Source organism: Massiliimalia timonensis, assembly GCF_900186585.1.
Taxonomy (GTDB): domain Bacteria; phylum Bacillota; class Clostridia; order Oscillospirales; family Ruminococcaceae; genus Massiliimalia; species Massiliimalia timonensis.
This window is the reverse complement of the sequence record NZ_FYDD01000004.1, coordinates 316,078-337,216: the sequence shown is the minus strand read 5'-3', so window position 1 is coordinate 337,216 and position 21,139 is coordinate 316,078. Positions and strand designations below refer to the sequence as shown.

Here is a 21,139-nt window from a genome sequence, read left to right as displayed (position 1 = left end):
TCGCTCATGACAGACATAAAAGGCCGTGCGGACCGGTTTTTGACCAAGATCCTAAGCGGCGAATCCATGACATACAAACAAATTTTTTCGATCTTTCTCCCAATTTGGGTAGATCAGATGTTTATCACCTCTTTAAATATGCTGAACACAGCTATGGTCAGCTCGTCGGGGGTGGCGGCCGTCAGCGCGGTCAGCATGGTCGATTCATTGAACCTATTCTTGCTCAACGTTTTTGTCGCGATCGCTACCGGCGGAACAGTTATCGTGGCGCAATACAAAGGGAACAGCGATCCGGCTATGATGTCAAAGGCAGCTGTGCAGGCGCTGGTCACAGTTACCTATCTGGCAGTTGGCTTAGCTGTGATCCTTTTGATTTTCCAAGGGCCTACCCTGACCCTTTTATTCGGCGCGGCGGAACAGGAGGTTCTGTCTAACGCCCAAACCTATATGGTCGCCAGCTATATCTCCTATCCCTGTTTTGCCATGTACCAGGCTGTGTGCGGCGCGCTGCGGGGTGCGGCAGATACAAAAAGCTCGCTGGTGATCTCCCTGATCACCAATATCTCTTATGTATTGATGAACTTTTTCTTCATCAACTTATTACAGATGGGGGTTTTAGGGCTTTCTATTTCGCTGAATCTTTCCCGTTTGCTGGGGATGCTCTGTGCAATGCTCTATTTGCTGAAGCTTAACCATTCCTTTGCGATTGAATGGCGGGATCTGTTCCATTTCGATTTTACAATCCAAAAAAGGATCCTGACCGTTGGGATCCCTTTCGCGGCGGAGCAGCTCTTTTTTAACGGCGGAAAGCTGCTGACTCAGACATTCGTAGTCCAGCTGGGTACGCTGTCTATGACCGTGCTTGCGATCTGCAATTCCCTTACTTCCCTGACGCAGATCACCGGAAACGCGATCGGCTTGACAACTGTTACCGTTGTTGGCCAGTGTATGGGACGCGGCGATGTGCGGGATTCCAAAAAATTTGCAAAATCATTGTTATTGGTAAGCTGCGTTACTTTTGTGATCTTTGAATTGATCCTCTATCCCTTTATGCCAATTTTGATCCAGCTCTTCTCCCCTCCGGCCGAGATCGTGGGCACAATCTGGACGATCCTGATCTTCACCGGGATTGCAAACCCGCTGCTGTGGTCCATGAGTTTTATTATGCCAAACACTCTGCGCGCGGCAGGGGATTCCAAATTCACTTCGATCGCCTCCATGCTGTCCATGTGGCTGTTCCGGGTCATTTTAGGCTATATCGTGGGAATCATGCTTGGATTCGGGATCGTCGGCGTGTGGGTCGCTATGCTTTTGGAATGGGGCGTGAGAAGCCTGATCTTTATGCTCCGGTTCCGGAGCGGCCGATGGAGTCGGCACAAGCTAATTTGATCGATTGGAGGAATCGCATATGCACCTTTCCGATTATTTTCACAAATCTCAAGCACTTCCACCGGAGTATCTTCGGCTGGGAATCTTGGAGGAAAGCATCATCAAACCTCTTCCAGAAGAACAAGGGCTGTTAAATTGCGAGGCTTTGATGCACGCTGATTTTCCAGTTTCTTACCGCCACTTTGTGGCCGCTCTGGGCGGATGCCAAATAAAGGCCTCCCGATTTGGGGAGCATGCACGTTATGAAATCGAGCGTTTTTTTGGGATCGTAAACCACCCAGAGGTCCATCCGCTCGGCGAATGGGATCTTTTGAGCGCCAATGCCTTATTAGAAGAAGCAGAACGGAATATTTTTGAACCCGGAAGGCTCCAGGTACAGTGTCTGCCTATCGCAAAGCTGACATATGGCGATTACCTTTGTTTGGATTATTACCACAGCCCCTCCGCTCCTCCTGTAGTGTTTTTGAATTTTGAAGAGTCCTGTTTAGGGGCGCCTAGTATCACAAAAATCGCAGATAGTTTTGAAGAATTTCTTTCCATGCTCCATGAGTAAGAGAAGTATAGGAGGTATGAGCTATGCTGGAAAAATTATTAAAAAGCGGAGATGAATATGCCGCCGCTTCTCATTGGAGTGATTTTGCTCTGGTAAAGCTGTGTTTAGGCGCACTTGGATTTCTTGCCGGCGTGTTGTTTGCCAACCGCATTAAAGTTAAAACGATCCTGCTTGCCGTTATTACAGCCGCCGTTTCAGGGACTATACTGATCCGGCGCTTTCTCCCTATTTTAAAAAAGAATTTATAATAAGGTTCCATATTGATAAAATTGCTAATAACGAACAAAGGGAACCCCTTACGGGGTTCCCTTTTAGTCTATGTATCACGTTTTTCGTAACCGTGTTTTACCCATTCTGTGCATAGGATCATCAGCCCTAATGCGGCAGCCAAAAATACCGGCAGCATTCCGATCCCTACTATGTCGGCCAAAAAACCAAACAAAGGCGGCATAAAGGTGGAGCCCACATAAGCAAACGCCATTTGGATCCCCATCATCGCCTGGGAATTTTCTTCTCCAAAGGTTTTAGGCGTCTGGTGTAAAATCGCCGGATAGATCGGTGCGCAGCCAAGCCCAGCCAATACAAATGCGATCGGTACCCGCACCTCCCCGATCGGCAGGAACAGCAAAATCACACCCAGCAGGGTGATTGCTTCTCCCAAACGGGTCATCTGAAGGTTGTTGAGCTTGATGGAAATAAACCCTGCAACCGCACGCCCCAGCGTTATCCCAAGGTAAAATGCCGATACCCATGCGGCGGCCCGATCTGCGGATACTTCAAATTCTCCGGTCGCAAAGCTGGCTCCCCACAACCCGATCGTCAGTTCGATCGAGCAATAACAGAACAAGGACAGCAGGGTCTGCTTCGCCAATGGAATGGATACCGCTTCTTTCAGGCTTAACGCTTTAATCTGCGGTTCTTCCCCATCATCCTGTTTTTTTGCCTTGTTCCATGCCGGAAGGGTTAAAATCAGTATCATAGAAAGAGCACATTGGATGATGGCGATCGTCAAATATCCTCCGCGCCACTGGCTGTCCTTTGCAAGCCACGCAGCCATGATCATTGGCCCGGCAGTTGCCCCGATCCCCCAGAAGCAATGCAGCCAATTCATGTGTTTAGCCTTATAATGCAGCGCCACAAAATTGTTCAGCGCCGAGTCTACTGCCCCAGCGCCCAGTCCCAACGGAACTGCCAGCAGAAGCAGCACCCAGTAGGCAGGCGCAAAGGAAAAGCCGAGCAAGGCAAGGCCAGTCATTAAAACACTGACCGTTGTCACCCGCCCAGTCCCAAACCGCCGGATCAGACGGGTGCTCAAATAACTGGAAATGACAGTACCTCCAGCCACCACCATGGAAATCACTCCGGCCAACGACATATCAGCGCCCAGATCGACCCGCATGACCGGCCAGGCACTTCCCAGCAAAGAATCCGGAAGCCCCAGGCTGATAAAAGAGAGATAGATCAACACCAATAAAAAAACATATCCTATTCCTTCTCTTTCGATCTTTGATTACGGCGGTACTGCAAATAGCTTTCTAAGATAATCGTTGCGGCTACCTCGTCAATGACTTCTTTCCGTTTTGCCCCGCGGACATTCATCTCGTTTAAGTACGTCGCCGCCTGCATGGTGGTCTGCCGTTCGTCCCAGGTTTCCACCGGGAGTGGGATCAAGGCCCGCAGGGCTCTGGCAAATTTATCGCAAAGCTCGGCGCGGGGGCCAAGGGAGCCATCCATATTTTTTGGCAGCCCTACCACTACCATTCCAACATCCAGTTCCTTTACCGCGGCATAAGCGACCTTTTTTACACAGGTTTCAAAATCCCGCTCTTGAATCACTCCCACCGGGGAGGCCAGAAACTCGGTACGGTCGCAGACCGCAAGCCCGGTCCGTGCCTCGCCAAAATCAACCGCCATTATTTTCATGACGTGTTCCTCCTTTATTTGTGTTCAAACAAACTGAGCGCATAGGTGCGCAGCCCGTCCGGAAGATGCTCCAGGTCGTTCTCCTTCGCCACCGCAGGCGTTCCCTTTTCATCAAAGGTCAGTTTGTTCAGCGCAGTGTTATCACAGATCTTCATTTCACAGATCCGTTCCGCCGGCAATCCATGGGCCCACGCCATGAATGTGACGATCGCACAGCCGTGCGATACAATACAAATTGTTTTATTTTTATTATTTTCAACAATATGTAATGTGGTTTTTTTCATTCGATCATACACATCCGCCATTTTTTCTCCATTTGGGGCACAAAACAGCGGGTCACGGACTTTCCATTGATGATAAAGCACCGGATATTCCTTTTCAAGCTCTTCCCATTTCCGGCCTTCCCAGTCGCCGCCCGCGATCTCCAACAGGCCGTCATCTGTCTGGATCGGAAGGCCATGGAAGCGGTTCGCAGCTTTTGCCGTTTCATAAGCACGGGAAAGTGGGCTGGTGTATACTGCGTCAAAAGGGATGCCGCGGCAGCGTTCTGCCAAACAATCCAACTGGCGGTATCCCACCTCTGTCAGCCTGCCATCGATTCGCCCTTGAAAGGTCCGGTCTAAATTCCCCTGTGCATAGGCATGCCGGATCAAATAAACAGTTGTCATCTTGTCTGTTCTCCTCTGCTTTTTACCAAGGCTGCACCGCACCTGTCAAGTCGCTCACCTTGTCAATTCCGTTTTCATCGCAGTAGCGGTCCAGCCCGTCAATCACTTCCAATGGGGCAAAGGGATTCTGGAAAATCGCCGCGCCCATCTGAACAGCAACCGCGCCTGCCATCATCATTTCCACCGCGTCTTTCCATGTGGTGACGCCGCCCATCCCTACGACCGGTATCTTCACCGCATTGGCGACCTGCCAAACCATCCGTACAGCGATCGGGAACACGGCCGGACCGCTCATTCCGCCTACATTATTTTTTAAAATCGGACGGCGGGTTTTGATGTCGATCCGCATTCCCAGCAAGGTGTTGATCAGCGATACTGCGTCCGCCCCGGCCGCTTCTACAGCACGGGCGATCTCTGTAATGTCGGTGACATTTGGGGAAAGCTTCACCATAAGGGGCTTAGTAGTAGCCTTCCGCACCGCCTCGGTAATACCAGCCGCGCTTTCACAGTGTACGCCGAATGCCGCACCGCCCTGCTTTACATTCGGGCAGGAGATATTCAGCTCGATCATATCCACCTCCGTAGACTCCAGCCGCCGGGCGATCTCTACACAATCTTCCACCGTCGCGCCAGCCACATTGGCGATCACTGCGGTGTCGCACGCTTTCAAATGCGGCAGTTCTTCCCGGATAAAGTGGTCGATCCCCGGATTTTGCAATCCAACGGAATTGAGCATCCCGCTTGGCGTTTCCGCGATCCTTGGTGGGGGGTTCCCGTCCTTGCGGTTGAGTGTGGTGCCCTTGGTCGCGATCCCGCCCAGTTTGGAAAGCGGGTACAATACCTCATATTCCCGCCCAAATCCAAAAGCGCCGGAAGCAGGGATTACGGGGTTTTTCAGCGTTACCCCTGCGATATTTACTCGTAAATCTGCCATATTGGTGACCTTTCCTTTCTTCTACACTGTCATGCCTATTCCCAAATCAGTTCTTCTGCTGGGAACACCGGTCCATCTTTGCAGACATGCGCATAATATTCTTCCCCGTCTTTCACGGTTTTGCAGGCGCACACCAGGCAGGCGCCCACACCGCAGCCCATCCGTTCTTCCAAAGAAACCTCGCACCGCACGCCAAATTCACGCGCCAGTTCCACGATTCCTTTCAGCATAGCATGTGGGCCGCAGGCATAAATAATGTCCGCATGGCTTTCCATCAGCCGGGTACGCAAAGCCTGCGTGACAAATCCTTTCGCCCCCATGGTGCCATCGTCGGTGCAGAGCATAACACTACTCCCGATGCGCTGGAAATCCTCCTGCAAAATTACGGCGTTTGCACTGCGGAACCCGGTGATCGCCGTCGCATTCTTTCCATAGTGTTTGGCCGTTTCCAGCATGGGCGGGGTGCCGATCCCACCACCCACTACGACCGCCTGGCTGTCCGGGGAAAGCAGGGTAAACCCTTTTCCCAGCGGGCCTAAAACATCAACAAGCTGCCCTTCGATCAGGTTTGCCAGCACCGCTGTTCCTTCCCCGCGCACTTCAAATACCAAGCGCAGGGCACCGGCGTCACGGTCGATCTCACAGATAGAGATCGGCCGACGGAGCATGAATCCCGCTACCCGCAGATGAACGAACTGTCCGGCTTGGGCAATGTCCGCCATTTCTTTTGCTTCTATGGTAAAATCATAGATATTTTTCGCCAGATTCCGTTTTTGGATCAGGCGGTAATTCCCTTGTAAATATTGTTGTTCCAAAGCGTTTCCTCCTGCGCTGTCTTATGATTTTGGCTGAATCCGTTCCATTAAAGCATGAAGCGTCACTTCGTAGCTATCCTCTTCATAGGGGTAAGAGATCTTTTGAAAGGCAAAATCCTCATTCGACCTTTTTCCGATCTTTTCCACCATCATATCCATAAAATGCGGATTTTTCACCAGCACCGGCCCGGTCAAATAGGTGGCATACAATTCATGGAACAAAAAGCCCTCCTGTTCGTCGCCGGTATGGTTGCCCTTTCCCATCAGCACATGGAACAGGGGTTTCCCTTCAAGACCGGTCAAGTCGGAGCACTTATTGATAAACCCGACCCACTTCTTTTCGCTCCAGTCCGCTTCAAACACGGCATCGCCGGTATAGCGGGTATTAGGATCCTCCGTTACGGAAAACGGGAGCAGAGAAATACCCGGATGATCGTTGCCATCCAGTCCATGAATGACACTGCCCAGCATTTCCAGTGAATTCCCGGTAAAAAGCATCGGGATCCCGCTTTCAACCGCTGCTTTCAGATTATCCGCATACTGCCTTAGGTGTATGAGCGCCGCTTTTTGGCTGCGCTCTGTTCCGCTGCCACAGTAGACAAAAGCATATTCTGTAAAGTCGATTTCATCCCCAAGGCTTTTGCGTTCCAGCTGAGGCGTAAGCCCCTGATCTGCCAAATGGCGCATCAGGACACGGATATTCCCGTTTTCTCCATAAAGGTTCATCAAATCGTAATATAGGTGCAAAATCTTCATGGCCTATTCCTCCTCCGGCTTTTCTACCTGGATTCCGGCAATGATCTTATCCTTGTCAGAAAAACAGGTGATCGCATACAAATAGCCGACCGTATTCTGTTTTAGATCCTCCAGCGCGCCGGAAACGGATTTATTCACCGTAATGATTGCCGGATCAATACCGGTGTAAGAAAAACGTTCCGCCAGATCGCTTGCATAAGCGCCGGCAAGCACGATCTTTTTGATATTATCATGCTCCAGTAGTTCAAAATCAATGTCCCAAAGCCAAGAAGTTTCGCTGGTAAAGTATTTCCGGCTGATGCGGTCCACCACGATCATCACCGTGGTATCGCCCGGGTAAGCCCGCGCCACCCGCAAAGACTGATCGTAAGAGATCGAGTTTTCATGCTTGGAGGTCAGCAGCGTTCCCTCGTGCCCGCCAAGGGTAAAGGTGATGACCCTCCCGTTTTTCAGCACATAGCTGCTGATGTCCTGCGCGATCTTCTCTCCGTCGATCCCAACCAGCCGCGCCACAGAATAAGCGGCAAGGATATTGTAGACATTGTAAATGCTTTTCAGCGCCAGAGTGACGCGGTACTTCCCGTCAAGGACGATATAACCGTCCGAAAGGTTTACATCCGTCACAGAAAAACGGGTGTCACACCGGTGCAGGCCGCAGTTAGGGCAGTTATATTTTCCAATGTGGTTATAGTGATAGTACTCATACTCCATCGGGGCCTTGCAGCGCGGGCAGTATTTCCCGTCGTTGTAAACGCTGGTGTTCTGATCTGTCGACCCGGCAAAGCGGTCCACCCCAAAATAAATGACGTTCTCCCTGCCAAAGCCAAAACAGGAAACCAGAGGATCGTCTGCATTTAAAATCAATTGGGAGCCATCGTGCACGCTTTGTCCGATAATGTCATACACCCATTCCGGATGTCCGTTTCTGGTAAGCTGGTCGCGGTACAGGTTCGTGATGACATAATGGGTGGGGATAAAGTGCTTAAAGGTATGACGCGCAAACCGTTCGTCGCTTTCGATCAGCACAATATCGCTCTTGATTCTGCCGCCAAGGGTGCTGTCAGACAGCAAAAAGGTGGTAACGCCCTCAATCTGGTTCGAGCCCTCTTTATTGTAAGCTACCTTCAATCCGTTTTTGCGCAGAATTTGGGAGATCATCTCCACGGTAGAGGTCTTCCCGTTCGAGCCGGTCACAGCGATCACATACTTCGGCAGTTTTAGCTTACGCAGGATATTTGGATCAAGCTTGAGCGCAATCTCTCCGGGCAGGCTGGAGCCCCTTCCCAGCAGGCCGCCCAAAAAACGCAGGATCTTGCAGATCAGGATCGTGAAAAACATTCTCATGGTAACACTCCGTTTCAAAGCAGTACAACAATGACCGAAAAAATCCGGTCATTGTTGCCCCTTGTCTGTTGTTAGATTTTCGTGATGTCGACTAAATCCACATCGTTGATGTCTTCGTGCATTGCAATACAATCCGCCACCGCATTTGCCGTATCCAGCGCCGTCAGGCAGGCAATGCCATGTTCTACCGCTTTTCGGCGGATCTTTACGCTGTCTTTTGCCGGAGAACGACCCTTGGCAGAGGTGGAGATCACGTAGCTGATCTTTCCGCTGTTCAGGACATCCATGGTGCTGTTCGGCTTATTCTCGCTGATTTTAGAAACAACGTTGGTCGGGATCATCGCGTTGTTCAGCTTATTGGCAGTTCCGCTGGTCGCATATAAATCAAAGCCCAGATCTGCAAATTTTTCCGCGATCGGAATGATTTCGCCCTTGTCGCTGTCACGAACAGTGATCAGTACGCCGCCCTCGACTTTAATATTCTGCCCAGCCGCAATCAAACCTTTCAAAAGCGCTTCTTCAAAAGTTTTCGCAATTCCCAGCACTTCCCCGGTGGATTTCATTTCCGGTCCAAGCTGGTTATCCACGTTATGAAGCTTTTCAAAGCTGAACACCGGTACTTTTACCGCAATGTAATCCGCATCCGGAACCAGCCCGGATTCATACCCCATCTCTTTCAGGGTGTGCCCCAGCATGATCTTGGTCGCGATGTCCACCATCGGAACACCGGTCACCTTGCTGATATACGGAATGGTACGGGAGGAGCGTGGGTTTACTTCGATCACATATACTTCATGGTTATAGACGACATATTGAATATTGACCAAACCGATGACTTTTAATTCCTTTGCCAAGCGGGAAGTGTATTCAATGATCACTTTTTTGATACGATCGGAAAGGTTCTGCGCCGGATAAACGGAGATCGAGTCGCCGGAGTGGATCCCCGCGCGTTCAATGTGTTCCATAATGCCCGGGATCACAAAGTCGGTGCCGTCACAAATCGCGTCGACCTCAACCTCGGTCCCCATCAGGTATTTGTCCACCAAAACCGGGTTTTCCAGCTTGGTGCGGGTGATGATCTCCATGTATTCGTCCACGTCTTGGTCAGAGTGGGCGATGATCATATTCTGTCCGCCCAGTACATAAGACGGGCGCAGCAATACCGGGTATCCAAGCTCATTCCCCGCCTTTTTCGCTTCCTCGGCGGTAAAGACAGTATGTCCTGCCGGACGCGGAATCCCGCAGCGTTCCAGCACCTGGTCAAAGCGTTCGCGGTCTTCGGCGGCGTCTACGCTGTCAGCCTGCGTTCCCAAAATGCGGACGCCAAGCTCGTCCAGATATTTCGCCAGAGAGATCGCAGTCTGTCCGCCAAACTGAACGACAACGCCGTATGGTTTTTCGGTTTCAATAATATTTTTCACATCTTCTTTGGTCAGCGGGTCAAAATACAGACGGTCGCCGGTGTCAAAGTCAGTGGAAACTGTTTCCGGGTTGTTATTGCAAAGAACAGCTTCATAGCCTTCTTCCTTCAGTGCCCAAACGCAGTGCACAGAGCAGTAGTCAAACTCGATCCCCTGCCCGATCCGAATCGGACCGGAGCCGAATACGATGACCCGTTTTTTGCCCTCGTCATGTGCTTTGATAAATTCCGCCGCTTCATTCTGTTCGTCATAAGTGGAATAGAAGTACGGAGTCTGCGCCTTAAATTCCCCGGCGCAGGTATCTACCATCTTGTAAGAAGCAGACAGGTGTTCCGGTACCTGCTGCCCGCTCAACCGCTCGATCGTGCTGTCCAGATAGCCCCATTTTTTCGCATAACGGTACTTTTCAACGGTCAATTCCCCGTCGGCAAGCCATTTTTCCAGCTGAACCAGATTATTCAGCTTCCAAAGGAACCATTCGTCGATCATGGTGAGTTCGTGGATCTCGTCCACGCTTATCCCGCGCTTTAACGCTTCAAAAACATAGAAGATCCTCTCGTCGTGCGCCGGGTCGATCCCCGCCTTGATCTCCTCATCGCTCAATTTTTCCAGCTTCGGCAGGTTTAAGGAATCCACCTTTAATTCCGCGCCGCGGATCGCCTTCATCATCGCCTGTTCAAAGCTGGTCCCAATGCTCATCACCTCGCCGGTCGCTTTCATCTGGGTGCCTAGCTGACGGGAAGCGTAAACGAATTTATCAAACGGCCATCTTGGAAATTTTACCACCAAGTAGTCGATTGCCGGTTCAAAGCAGGCATAGGTGCTGCCTGTTACCGCATTGAGGATCTCGTCTAAGGTGTAGCCAATCGCGATTTTTGTCGCCACCTTAGCGATCGGGTAACCGGTCGCCTTGGAGGCCAGCGCAGAGGAACGGGAAACACGCGGGTTTACCTCGATCACAGCGTATTCCATAGATTCCGGGTGAAGCGCGAACTGGCAGTTGCAGCCGCCCTCCACTTTCAGAGCTTCTACAATGTTCAGTGCCGCTGTCCGTAGCATCTGATATTCCCGGTTGCTCAGGGTCACGGCAGGCGCCACCACGATGCTGTCGCCGGTGTGCACACCGACCGGGTCCACGTTTTCCATGGAGCAGACGGTAATCGCATTGCTCTTGCTGTCGCGGATGCATTCAAATTCGATCTCTTTCCAGCCGGAAATACATTTTTCAATCAATACCTGTGTGATCGGGGAAAGACGGAGGCCGTTTCCGGCGATCTCGCACAGTTCTTCCTCATCCGCCGCGATCCCGCCGCCGGAGCCGCCCAAAGTAAACGCCGGGCGGACGATGACCGGATATTCAATGACTTTTGCAAAGTCCAGCGCGTCCTCTACCGTGGTGACAACCTTGGACGGAATACATGGCTCCCCAATGGATTCCATGGTATCTTTAAACGACTGACGGTCCTCCGCCTTGTCGATCGTTTCCGGATCCGCCCCCAGCAACGTGACGTTGTGGCTGTCCAAAAAGCCTTCTTTTGCAAGCTGCATAGAAAGGGTCAGGCCAGTCTGCCCGCCTAATGTAGAAAGCAGGCTGTCCGGCTTTTCAATTTCAATGACCCGGCGGATCACATCCAGAGTCAGCGGCTCGATATAAATTTTATCCGCCATTGCTTTATCGGTCATGATCGTTGCAGGGTTTGAGTTGACCAGAACGACCTCCAACCCTTCTTCTTTCAAAGCCCGGCAGGCCTGCGTGCCCGCATAGTCAAACTCCGCTGCCTGGCCAATCACGATCGGTCCGGAGCCAATGACTAAAACTTTCTTTAACTCTTTTCTTAACGGCATACTGCTTTCCCCTCTCCTTCGAGCATTTCCATCCACTCATCATAAAAACCGACCATATCATCCGGCGTAAACTGCACGCTGATGATCGGCTTTTCCAGATAACGCAATCCCTCGCAGGTTTTGTCATTCGCGTTATGGAAGCTGATCTGCGCCACTTTTGGGTCTACACTGTCACGGTCGACCACATAGCCGTGGTTCTGTGCGGTGACATAAGTCCGACCGCTATTTACGTTGATCACCGGCTGGTTCCCGCCCCGGTGTCCGTATTTTAAACGGCTTACCGACGCGCCGTGCGCCAGCGCTAAAATCTGGTGTCCCAAACCGGTGCCAGCCATTGGCAGGTTGGCGTCGCTCAGCAACTTTACCTGCTCGATCACGTCTGTATTTTCCGTGGGGTCTCCCGGTCCCTCTGGGAGCAAAACGCCGTCAAACCCGGCCTTTAAGATCTCTTCCGCCGTAGTATCGTATGGCAGAACCGTTACGTCGCAGCCCCTGCGGTTCAGTGCTTCAATGGCTGTCCGGTGAACGCCCAGATCCAAAACAGCTACCCGGTGTTCCGGGTGTTCTGCCGGGCAGTGTTTTTCCTCTGTGACAGATACCGCCGCAACCGCATCCTTTACTGAATAAGCCTGAAGCTGTTTTAACAGCTCATCCTTTTGATATTCACCAGTGACGATCACGCCGGACATTTCCCCCTCTTCCCGCAGAATTTTTGTCAGGCGGCGAGTGTCGATGTCATAGATCCCAATGATGTTATGTTCTTTCAGATAGCTGTTGAGGTCGCCCTCACAGCGGAAATTGGACGGGTGCTCGCACCATTCGCGGATAATATAGCCCGCCGCATAGCAACGCGGCGCCTCATCGTCCTGCCCGTTCACTCCGTAGTTCCCAAGCAGCGGAAAGGTTTGGGTGACCAGCTTTCCGTAAAAAGCGGAATCGGTCAGCGTTTCCTGATACCCGACCATTGTAGTGGTGAACACTGTTTCCCCCATTGCCATGCCCTCTGCGCCACAGCTTTTTCCGACAAATTCCATCCCGTTTTCCAACAGCAGGACTGCCTGCTTTCCATTCTGGATCATAACACTTTCTCCTCCATGTTATTCATCTATTTATTCCATGCGATCTTTGGGATCACACTAGTAATATCTTCTTTCATACGGATCGCTTCCCTACGCGCGGCTTTGGCAAAATCGCGTTCATCGCAGCCCTCTTTTTGGTATGCGCACATGATCCCGCGGGAGGAATTGACGATCGCCCCAAGGCCGTTTTGATCAAATGCATAGCTTACGTCCTTAGCGCCGCCGCCCTGCGCGCCGTATCCCGGGACTAAGAAAAAGGTGTGCGGCATCTTTTCACGCAGTTCGCGAAGCTGCTCCGGATAAGTCGCGCCAACCACAGCGCCAACAGAGCTGTAGCCGTATTTTCCAATCTGTTCCGCGCCCCAGGTTTCACACATTCCGCCCATCACTTCGTATACCTTTTGGCCGCCGATCATGCGGTCCTGCAGCTCTCCGGAAGAGGGATTCGAGGTTTTTACCAGCACAAAGATCCCCTTGTCACAGGCTTCGCAAACCTTCAAAAGCGGAGCAATCCCATCGGTACCCAGATAGCCGTTGACGGTCAGGCAGTCGCCCAAAAAACCGTACTGGGTTTCCCCAAACACATCGGTTTCCCCCAAATGGCCAATCGCGTAAGCCTCCATGGTGGTGCCGATATCATTGCGCTTGCCGTCAGTGATGACGTACATCCCTTTTTCCCGGGCGTATGCCATGGTTTCATACAGGGCTTTTACGCCCTGCCAGCCGTACATTTCATAATAAGCGCACTGCGGTTTTACCGCCGGTACGATATCGCACAGCTCGTCGATCAGCGCCTTGTTAAAGGTAAGCAGCGCGTCGGCCGCTGCCTCCAGGGTTTTCCCATATTTCTTTACCGATTCTTCCCGGATAAATCCCGGAACATAGGAAAGCTTTGGGTCCAATCCGGCAACCGTGGGATTCCCGGTCTCCAAGATCTTTGTAATCAGCCTATCCATTGACATCTTTCTCTTCCTCCTTATAACTGCTCTGCCTGGTATACGGTTGTTCCGCCTTTGATTGTCCTTACGATCCTGGCGGATAAAGTTTGTTCTTTATAGATCATATTTTTAGAACGGGAGCGGCTTTTTTCAGGGTCCACTACCCATTCCTGTTCACAGTCTGCAAGCGCAATATCCGCCGGCATTCCCACCGAAAGGCTCCCTGCCCTGATCCCTAAAATACGGGCTGGGTTTCGGCTCATCATCGCTGTCAGCTGAGATAAGCTGCACAGCCCCTCTTTCACCAGATGAGTGTAAGCTGCCGCGAAAGAGGTCTCCATTCCGATGACTCCGTTCGGCGCTTTGAAAAAATCCGCCTTTTCTTCAGGGGCATGCGGCGCATGGTCGGTAACGATGCAGTCCATCGTTCCGTCCAGCACCCCTTGCAGTACGGCTTTCCGGTCTTCCTCTGAGCGCAGCGGCGGGTTCATCCGGTAATCCGCATCCCGGCTCAGTACCGCGTCTTCTGTCATTCCAAAATAATGGGGGCAGGTTTCCGCGGTCACCTGCACGCCTCTTGCTTTTGCCTCCCGGATCAGCTGTACCGAAAGCTTTGTCGATACATGTGCAATATGCACCCGGCAGCCGTGCGTTTCCGCCAGAACGATCTCCCGGGCGGTAATGCTGTCCTCGCTGCTGCGGTGCATCCCCTTGACCCCAAGCGCATGGGACGCCTTTCCTTCATTGACGATCCCCCCGGCAATAATGTCCAGATCCTCACAATGAGAGGTGACAAGCAATTCATTTTTCTGGGCCTCCTGCAAGGCCTTGCTCATCACCGCCGCATTTTTCACCGGACGGCCGTCGTCGCTGACCGCTTTCACGCCCAGTGCATGGTACATAGGAAAATCCGAAAGCTCGCTGCCTGCCAGCCCTTTTGTAATTGCCCCGGTCAGGTATACATTGGCTTTCGCCGGTACCGCCTTTTGCTGGATATATTCGATCGTTTCTTTGTTGTCGATCACCGGGCTGGTGTTTGGCATGCACAACAGCGAGGTAACCCCGCCTGCCGCCGCAGCTTCACAGCCGGTCAAAATATCTTCTTTATGAGTAAGCCCCGGGTCGCGAAGATGCACATGCATGTCCACCAGCCCTGGCATAACTGCCAGCCCTTTGGCATCGATCACTTCTTCGCCTGCCATTGGAGCCAAGCTCTCTTCCACCGCGGCGATCTTCCCGTCCAATACGCGAATATCCATCTGCCGGTCGATCCCATTTGCCGGATCAACTACCCTGCCTGCCTGAATCAGCATTTCTCCGCCTCCCTTTATTCCGATAAGATGTAAACACTGTTGATGCCATCTCTCTCTTTGACAAGCACCTGTACTGTTTCCTGTTTGGAGGTGGGCAGGTTCTTGCCGATAAAATCCGCGCGAATCGGCAGTTCCCGGTGCCCCCGGTCCACCAGCGCCGCCAGTTGTATAGCCTTAGCCCGGCCGCGTTTCATCACCGCTTCCATAGCACTGCGGGCGCTTCGTCCGGTATAGATCACATCATCTACCAAAACGACCCGCTTCCCTTCGATCGGGAACGGCAGATCTGTCTGATCATCGCCCGCGGTTTCCTTTTTTGAGTCGTCCCGGAATGCAGTAATATCCAGCACGCCGCAAGGCACCCGTTTATTCTCAATCTGGCTGATCTTTCCGGCGATCCTCCCAGCAAGCTCCGCCCCGCGGGAAAGGATCCCGACCACACACAATTCATCCGCGCCCTTATTCCGTTCAATGATCTCGTACGAAATACGGGCGATCGCCCGCTCCATGGCTTTCTCATCCAAGATCAGTTTTCTCTCCACCTGCTGCACCTCTTTTCCGTGTGACGGTTCCAAATAAGCCCCCGCCTTGCTTACCGCATTATTACATAATAAAAAAGCTGACATCTGCAAAGCAGTTGTCAGCTTATATGCTCCTCATATCATGGATACAGCTTCCCCTGTACCCCATTTAAGCCTGCTGCCTTGCCGGCCTCACGGGACCGATTTAAAGGTTGCGTTTTTATTTGTATTTATTATAGTATACCAGTCCGGGATTTGTCTATAGGTAATTTGTAAAAAATAGCAGAAGTTTCCCGAATCTTTTTGACATACAAAAAAACGCCCTGCGCACGAAAATTTGTGCACAGGGCGTTTTTTCCTTATGCTAAACAGACATTGACTGCCCGCAGCTTCTTGGAATTTTTCGGGTCGGTTTCCGTGTCAAAAGTAACCTTCTGACCCTCTGCCAAAGATTTAAAGCCTTGGCCGATGATCGCGGAAAAATGTACGAACACATCCTCGCCGCCATTGTCGTTTGAAATAAAGCCGAAGCCTTTTTCAGAATTGAACCATTTTACTGTACCGTTATTCATAGGGTACCTCCAAAAAAATAATTTGTACCCTAGAAAAAAGAAAACTCACAGTCCTGTGCGTCCATCAAACTAACGATGACTCGCAGACCTGTGAGAACAAAGCAATTATCTTGAATACTTGTTTAGTATATCATGATTTTATTTATTTGTCAAATATAATTTTTTATATGCTCAGACACCGGCTCCCACACCGCCAAATAACACAACTACAAGCCCACTGTAACTGCCCCACCTGACAATTCCAGCAAAAAGCCGCGCACGACCAGCACGGCACACAGCAAAAACATTGCTGTGTTGGAAAAAGTACGCAATTTATTGCTGTCACAGGCTTATCAACGCCGATATAATTATGCGTTTGCCTTCTCTTCGTCGAATTTCTTCTGGATCTTATCTACCGCTTCATCAGCAGAAACAGTACCAGCCCACAATTCATCCAAAGTCGACTGATAGAAAGCCTGCAGATCACCGTTCGGGCAGTTCGCCCAGTGATTTGGCCGGCCAGTAACATCATTTTCAACTCTCCATTGCATTACTTTGCCCAGCAAGCCAAAGTCGCCGTTTTCATAATCAATAGATTCTGTAATTCTGCTGTTCGGGGAAACGATCGCACCAGCTTCTGCGCCGGCTTTTGGAATATCCCAGTTAATAAAATCAAACGCTTTTACTACTGCATCGTGTTTTTCCGGATCGTCCCAGGATTTTTTAAGGATCACGTTTGCGTCGTTGATCCAGCCTTCCTGGAAAGTAGAGGTACTGATGTCCGCATCATCTAACGCTGGAACAGGAATGATTTCGATTTTATCCAGCATCTCTTCCGGGAACTGCGTAAACTGCCAGTTGAAAGTATACAGCATGCCGGCTTTACCCTGTGTGAACAGCTCAAAAGACGGAGACCAGTCGCCGTTAGCCATTGGGTCTGATGGGAATACGCCGCTCTTCTGCAGATCTTCCATGGCTTCCATTGCTTTTCTGTTTTGAGGAGTATCGAACTGATAACTGGTCAGCATATCCTCAATTACTTCCTGCCCGCCTTCCTGTTGGCAAACATAATCGGAATAGAAGAAATGAGATGGGTTACCGCCCTTAGAGCCTACGTTAGTAGCTGCATATCCGTTATCTGTCAAAACCTTAGATACCTCTTTGAGTTCCGTCAGGTTTGTCGGATAGTCTTCCTCGGTCAGGCCGCATTCTTCAAAAATTTCTTTGTTCACAGCAAATACACTAACAGCCAGAGTAAACGGAACACCGTAGTTTACACCGTCAAACACGTCAAAATCAATATATTCCTGTGCATAATCTTCTTTTTTCACCTTTTCGGATTCTTCAAAATATTCGTCACAGTCCGCCAACACGCCTTCATTAACGTAGTCCTGTAAAATGGAACCGCCCCAGAAGTGCCAGATATCGCAAGCATTGTTTGCGGTAACATCCAATCTTGCTTTATTTCTCTTATCATCTCCCGCAGACGGTTCATTGATGATTTTTACACCGTTATTTTCTGCATTGAATTCTTCGATCTTTTGGTTGTAAATCACACTGTCAGGAGATACATCCTCACCAGCAGTCGTCCATCCGGACAGCAGCCTGATCTCTACCGTTTTCCCAGAACCGCCATCAGTTTTCCCGCCGCTGGTGTTCCCTTGATCGTTTTTCCCGCAGCTTGCGATCAGCGTACTGGTCATCAAGGCAGCAAAAACAACAGCTAATAATCTTTTTGCCCTTTTCATAAAATTTCCTCCTTATTTTACACAGGATATTTCCTGTATTTGATATAGTGGTATTTCATAAAACCCTCCCTTTATTTTGATAACACGAGCCGCACAGCTTCTTTCCAGCCGGAATAGCGTTTCGCCCTCGTTTCATCACTCATTTGCGGTGTAAATGAAATGCGCTCCAGCCGTTCAAACACATGGCTGTCATAAACGCCCATTGCGATCCCAGCCAGATAGGCCGGCCCTACGCCGCTTAATTCCTCGATCGCCGGAACACGAACCGGTATCCCCAGCATATCGCTTTGAAATTGCATTAAATACTTATCCCTGGTCGGACCGCCATCCACACGAAGCTCCCGCAATGGAACGCCGGCCTCTTCGCTCATAATAGTTAAGATATCAGTGATTTGATATCCAATGCATTCTTCTGCAGCCCTAACAATCTCTGCTCTTCCGGTATTTCTGGTCATTCCGCAGATGATCGCTTTCGCTTTACTGTCCCAATATGGCGCACCTAACCCAGTAAATGCCGGCACCAAATAAGTCGTATCTTCCGGATTTGCTTCAAAGGCGATTTTTCCACTCATTTTAGGAAAATCTATAAGCCCCAAGTCGTCCACGACCCATTTCATCACCGCGCCAGTATAATTGATATTCCCTTCCAAAACATAGGTTACTTTTCCATCGATCCCCCATGCCAAAGAAGTGACTACACCTTTTTCACTTAATACCGGTTTTTCCCCAATATTCATCATCACCGAAGAGCCTGTTCCATAAGTAGTTTTTGTCATCCCCACTTTGTGGCACCCTTGGCCGCAAAGCGCGCCATGCGAATCCCCTAACACGCCATGGATCGGGATCGGGGCTTTTAACAGCCCATTAAAATCCGTCATTCCAAAATTTGCATTAGAATCGCATACCTCGGGAAGACATAGCTTTTCCACGCCAAATATTTTGCATACTTCTTTGTCCCATTCCAGGCTCGTGATATTAAAAAGCTGTGTCCGGGAGGCGTTGGAATAGTCGGTTTTAAAGGACCTCCCATTCGTTAATTTATAAACCACCCAACTGTCCATCGTTCCGCAGTTGATGTTTCCGTTCTCCGCTTTTTCACGAACCCCTTCCACATTTTCTACGATCCACGCTGCTTTTGCCGCTGAAAAATACGGGGAAAGCGGGAGCCCGGTGGCTGTTCTGATGGTCTCAGCTTTCTCATAAAGCTGTTCGCAGATCTTTTCCGCACGGGAGCACTGCCAGACAATCGCATTGTATACAGGCTCTCCTGTTCGATTGTCCCACGCCATCACTGTTTCGCGCTGGTTTGAAATCCCTACGCCGACAATCTCATCTTGGTCGATCCCGCTTTTTCTAATAACGTCTTTGACAACGCCTAACACGTTTTGATAGATCTCGTCCGGATCATGTTCTACCCAGCCGTCGTTTAAGATGATCTGTCTATGAGGCAGGTCACTTCTAGCTATTAGATCGCCAACTGAATCAAATAACAGCGCCTTTGTACCGGAAGTGCTTTGATCTATTGCTAATATATACTTCATAATACTCCTCACGATATTATCACAGCAAAGATTCTGCAATTTGAGAAATCGTTTGAGCATTCAATCCATAATGATCAAATACCTCCTGCGATTTTCCCCCCACTGCCGGTTCATCCGGCAGGGCCATTACAGCCACCTTTTTCGGGCAATTCTCGCAAACGATCTGAGTGACCATGGAGCCCAATCCGCCATACGCGCTGTGTTCTTCCACAGTCACAACAGCTTTTGCCTTTCCTGCCGCTTTTATGACAGCTTCTTTATCGATCGGCTTTACGCAATACATATCCAACACGGTCGCAGAGATCCCTTTTTCATTCAAAAGCTTGGCGGCATCTTTAGCGGGTCTTACCATTTCGCCGCAAGCAATAATGGCGACATCCTCCCCTTCGCAAACAACGGTCGCATGGTCCATGACAAACGGCACATCATCCTCTTCATATACATCATCTACCGCATTTCTTCCCACGCGGATATATGCCGGTTTATCATCTTGAAGCAACGCTTCCATCAGCGCCTTTGTCTGAAACCGATCGCTTGGCAAATATACCCTCATATTCGGTATAGAAGCAAGCGCCGCAATGTCCTGTGCAGAATGGTGGGTCATTCCTAAAGCTCCATAGCTGATCCCTCCGGAAATCCCGATCAGTTTCACATTCGTATCAGAATAAGCTACATCGACCTTGACCTGTTCCATACTCCTTGTTGACAGGAAACATGCCGGCGAAGCTGCATACACCTTTTTTCCGCATTTTGCCATTCCAGCTGAAACAGAAACTAAACTCTGCTCCGCAATTCCTACTTCTATCATTTGGTCCGGGAACCTTTTCCCAAATTCTGTTAAGGAGGCTGAACCGCGAGAATCACTGCATGTAACGATAATATTGCGGTCTGTTTGCGCATGTTCCATCAGCACATCACAAATCACCTGTTTGTTTGCAACCTTATTCACAAGCAGCCACTCTCCTTTCTTCCAATTCGACCATCGCCTTTTCATATTCTTCTTGCGTTGGCACTCGGTGATGCCAGCCAGCTTGGTTTTCCATAAAAGAAACCCCGCTTCCCTTTGTTGTGTCAGCAATGATCACCGTAGGCTTTCCTTGAAAGGCTTTTGCTTTTGTAAAGGCCTCATCCAAAGCGTCCACATCATTTCCCGCCGCATGCAGCACATTCCAGCCAAAACTCGCCCAGCGCTCATCTTGGCTGTCTTGGGACATTACCTCTTCCGTACAGCCGGTGATTTGCAGCCTATTACGGTCAACAACCGCAGTCAAGTTATCTAGCTTATAATGTCCTGCGCACATCGCGCCCTCCCAAACAGAGCCTTCGGCTAATTCTCCGTCGCCCATGACTACATATACACGATAATCAGCCTGATCCATTTTACCGGCGATCGCCATGCCTACCGCAACGGACAACCCGTGTCCCAAAGACCCTGAACACATTTCAATTCCATTTACTTTGATATTCGGATGGCCGATATATTTTGATTGAAATTGCGAAACCGTTTTTAAGTCTTCTTTTGGGAAAAATTTTTTATCCGCCAGCACGCTGTACAGCGCCTCCACAGAATGGCCCTTACTCAGAATAAAACGGTCATGATTTGAGGTATGGATATTTTCCGGCGTCACGTTCATGTGTTTATTGTAAAGCACATTTAAAATATCACAAACACTGAAGTCCCCGCCAATATGCCCTGCTTTTGCACGATAGACAATATCTAAAATATCCTTTCTAAGCGCAAAAGACTTTGCTTTTAAATTTTCCACATTCATACCTCCATTTTCTGTACCAGTCAACTAC

At 50.2% G+C, this 21,139-nt stretch carries 20 protein-coding genes; 3 read left to right on the top strand and 17 right to left on the bottom strand.

The annotated features are described in order from the left end of the window. Positions 1-6 precede the first annotated feature (6 nt). From CIB36_RS09365 to CIB36_RS09355, 3 genes are read left to right on the top strand one after another with little or no spacing between them, the layout of a single operon-like run. A complete protein-coding gene (locus tag CIB36_RS09365) occupies positions 7-1,389 on the top strand; it encodes an MATE family efflux transporter (RefSeq protein WP_093989303.1) in 1,383 nt (460 codons plus the stop codon). Positions 1,390-1,408: 19 nt separating this feature from the next. Next, positions 1,409-1,942 (top strand): SMI1/KNR4 family protein, encoded by a 534-nt coding sequence (locus CIB36_RS09360; RefSeq protein ID WP_093989302.1) that lies wholly within the window; start codon positions 1,409-1,411, stop codon positions 1,940-1,942. Between the two features lie 23 nt (positions 1,943-1,965). Then, positions 1,966-2,190, top strand: a complete 225-nt coding sequence (locus CIB36_RS09355; protein WP_093989301.1) for a hypothetical protein — start codon at positions 1,966-1,968, stop codon at positions 2,188-2,190. 68 nt (positions 2,191-2,258) lie between these two features. Here CIB36_RS09355 and CIB36_RS09350 read toward each other — a convergent pair whose 3' ends face one another. The 17 genes from CIB36_RS09350 to CIB36_RS09270 all read right to left on the bottom strand — a co-directional run bounded on the left by CIB36_RS09350 (position 2,259) and on the right by CIB36_RS09270 (position 21,111). Beyond that, positions 2,259-3,413, bottom strand: a complete 1,155-nt coding sequence (locus CIB36_RS09350; RefSeq protein WP_229408228.1) for an MFS transporter — start codon at positions 3,411-3,413, stop codon at positions 2,259-2,261. A 14-nt stretch (positions 3,414-3,427) separates the two neighbouring features. Continuing rightward, positions 3,428-3,865: a Holliday junction resolvase RuvX gene (gene ruvX / locus CIB36_RS09345; RefSeq protein WP_093989299.1), complete on the bottom strand. Its 438-nt coding sequence runs from the start codon at positions 3,863-3,865 to the stop codon at positions 3,428-3,430. A 14-nt stretch (positions 3,866-3,879) separates the two neighbouring features. Next, on the bottom strand, positions 3,880-4,533 hold the full coding sequence (locus tag CIB36_RS09340) for a histidine phosphatase family protein (protein ID WP_093989298.1): 654 nt from the start codon (positions 4,531-4,533) through the stop codon (positions 3,880-3,882). A gap of 22 nt (positions 4,534-4,555) precedes the next feature. Next, entirely contained in the window at positions 4,556-5,467 is a 912-nt protein-coding gene (locus CIB36_RS09335; RefSeq protein ID WP_093989297.1) for a dihydroorotate dehydrogenase, read from the bottom strand. Positions 5,468-5,502: 35 nt separating this feature from the next. Beyond that, entirely contained in the window at positions 5,503-6,282 is a 780-nt protein-coding gene (locus CIB36_RS09330) for a dihydroorotate dehydrogenase electron transfer subunit (RefSeq protein WP_229408227.1), read from the bottom strand. A 21-nt stretch (positions 6,283-6,303) separates the two neighbouring features. Continuing rightward, positions 6,304-7,038 carry a type 1 glutamine amidotransferase gene (locus CIB36_RS09325; protein WP_093989296.1) on the bottom strand — a complete coding sequence of 245 codons (735 nt, stop codon included), beginning with the start codon at positions 7,036-7,038 and terminating at the stop codon, positions 6,304-6,306. 3 nt (positions 7,039-7,041) lie between these two features. Continuing rightward, the gene (locus CIB36_RS09320) at positions 7,042-8,382 is read right to left on the bottom strand and encodes a MurT ligase domain-containing protein (RefSeq protein ID WP_093989295.1); all 1,341 of its coding nucleotides are present in this window, start codon (positions 8,380-8,382) and stop codon (positions 7,042-7,044) included. Positions 8,383-8,453: 71 nt separating this feature from the next. Continuing rightward, positions 8,454-11,648, bottom strand: coding sequence for a carbamoyl-phosphate synthase large subunit (gene carB / locus CIB36_RS09315; RefSeq protein ID WP_093989294.1), 3,195 nt, complete (start codon positions 11,646-11,648; stop codon positions 8,454-8,456). Further along, positions 11,639-12,727, bottom strand: a complete 1,089-nt coding sequence (locus CIB36_RS09310; protein ID WP_093989293.1) for a carbamoyl phosphate synthase small subunit — start codon at positions 12,725-12,727, stop codon at positions 11,639-11,641. Before CIB36_RS09310 ends, carB begins: the two co-directional genes overlap by 10 nt. A gap of 26 nt (positions 12,728-12,753) precedes the next feature. After that, positions 12,754-13,689, bottom strand: coding sequence for an orotidine-5'-phosphate decarboxylase (gene pyrF, locus CIB36_RS09305; protein ID WP_093989292.1), 936 nt, complete (start codon positions 13,687-13,689; stop codon positions 12,754-12,756). 14 nt (positions 13,690-13,703) lie between these two features. Beyond that, the gene (locus CIB36_RS09300; RefSeq protein WP_093989291.1) at positions 13,704-14,978 is read right to left on the bottom strand and encodes a dihydroorotase; all 1,275 of its coding nucleotides are present in this window, start codon (positions 14,976-14,978) and stop codon (positions 13,704-13,706) included. 14 nt (positions 14,979-14,992) lie between these two features. Beyond that, complete coding sequence (pyrR, locus tag CIB36_RS09295; RefSeq protein WP_267873056.1) at positions 14,993-15,553, bottom strand: bifunctional pyr operon transcriptional regulator/uracil phosphoribosyltransferase PyrR; 561 nt, start codon at positions 15,551-15,553, stop codon at positions 14,993-14,995. A gap of 305 nt (positions 15,554-15,858) precedes the next feature. Then, positions 15,859-16,071, bottom strand: coding sequence for a cold-shock protein (locus CIB36_RS09290; RefSeq protein WP_093989289.1), 213 nt, complete (start codon positions 16,069-16,071; stop codon positions 15,859-15,861). Positions 16,072-16,418: 347 nt separating this feature from the next. Next, on the bottom strand, positions 16,419-17,798 hold the full coding sequence (locus tag CIB36_RS09285) for an ABC transporter substrate-binding protein (protein WP_093989288.1): 1,380 nt from the start codon (positions 17,796-17,798) through the stop codon (positions 16,419-16,421). A 71-nt stretch (positions 17,799-17,869) separates the two neighbouring features. Beyond that, positions 17,870-19,339, bottom strand: a complete 1,470-nt coding sequence (locus tag CIB36_RS09280; protein WP_093989287.1) for an FGGY-family carbohydrate kinase — start codon at positions 19,337-19,339, stop codon at positions 17,870-17,872. Between the two features lie 19 nt (positions 19,340-19,358). Then, positions 19,359-20,288: a transketolase family protein gene (locus CIB36_RS09275; RefSeq protein ID WP_093989286.1), complete on the bottom strand. Its 930-nt coding sequence runs from the start codon at positions 20,286-20,288 to the stop codon at positions 19,359-19,361. After that, a complete protein-coding gene (locus CIB36_RS09270; RefSeq protein ID WP_207726118.1) occupies positions 20,281-21,111 on the bottom strand; it encodes a transketolase in 831 nt (276 codons plus the stop codon). The genes CIB36_RS09275 and CIB36_RS09270 overlap by 8 nt, the downstream gene beginning before the upstream one ends. Positions 21,112-21,139 lie beyond the last annotated feature (28 nt).

What these genes read in the sequence shown, in the direction of transcription:
- CIB36_RS09365 (WP_093989303.1), top strand. Translation starts at nt 7, where the DNA reads ATGACAGACATAAAAGGCCGTGCGGACCGGTTTTTGACCAAGATCCTA.
- CIB36_RS09360 (WP_093989302.1), top strand. Translation starts at nt 1,409, where the DNA reads ATGCACCTTTCCGATTATTTTCACAAATCTCAAGCACTTCCACCGGAG.
- CIB36_RS09355 (WP_093989301.1), top strand. Translation starts at nt 1,966, where the DNA reads ATGCTGGAAAAATTATTAAAAAGCGGAGATGAATATGCCGCCGCTTCT.
- ruvX (WP_093989299.1), bottom strand. Translation starts at nt 3,865, where the DNA reads ATGAAAATAATGGCGGTTGATTTTGGCGAGGCACGGACCGGGCTTGCG.
- CIB36_RS09340 (WP_093989298.1), bottom strand. Translation starts at nt 4,533, where the DNA reads ATGACAACTGTTTATTTGATCCGGCATGCCTATGCACAGGGGAATTTA.
- CIB36_RS09335 (WP_093989297.1), bottom strand. Translation starts at nt 5,467, where the DNA reads ATGGCAGATTTACGAGTAAATATCGCAGGGGTAACGCTGAAAAACCCC.
- CIB36_RS09325 (WP_093989296.1), bottom strand. Translation starts at nt 7,038, where the DNA reads ATGAAGATTTTGCACCTATATTACGATTTGATGAACCTTTATGGAGAA.
- CIB36_RS09320 (WP_093989295.1), bottom strand. Translation starts at nt 8,382, where the DNA reads ATGAGAATGTTTTTCACGATCCTGATCTGCAAGATCCTGCGTTTTTTG.
- carB (WP_093989294.1), bottom strand. Translation starts at nt 11,648, where the DNA reads ATGCCGTTAAGAAAAGAGTTAAAGAAAGTTTTAGTCATTGGCTCCGGA.
- CIB36_RS09310 (WP_093989293.1), bottom strand. Translation starts at nt 12,727, where the DNA reads ATGATCCAGAATGGAAAGCAGGCAGTCCTGCTGTTGGAAAACGGGATG.
- pyrF (WP_093989292.1), bottom strand. Translation starts at nt 13,689, where the DNA reads ATGTCAATGGATAGGCTGATTACAAAGATCTTGGAGACCGGGAATCCC.
- CIB36_RS09300 (WP_093989291.1), bottom strand. Translation starts at nt 14,978, where the DNA reads ATGCTGATTCAGGCAGGCAGGGTAGTTGATCCGGCAAATGGGATCGAC.
- CIB36_RS09290 (WP_093989289.1), bottom strand. Translation starts at nt 16,071, where the DNA reads ATGAATAACGGTACAGTAAAATGGTTCAATTCTGAAAAAGGCTTCGGC.
- CIB36_RS09285 (WP_093989288.1), bottom strand. Translation starts at nt 17,798, where the DNA reads ATGAAAAGGGCAAAAAGATTATTAGCTGTTGTTTTTGCTGCCTTGATG.
- CIB36_RS09280 (WP_093989287.1), bottom strand. Translation starts at nt 19,339, where the DNA reads ATGAAGTATATATTAGCAATAGATCAAAGCACTTCCGGTACAAAGGCG.
- CIB36_RS09270 (WP_207726118.1), bottom strand. Translation starts at nt 21,111, where the DNA reads ATGAATGTGGAAAATTTAAAAGCAAAGTCTTTTGCGCTTAGAAAGGAT.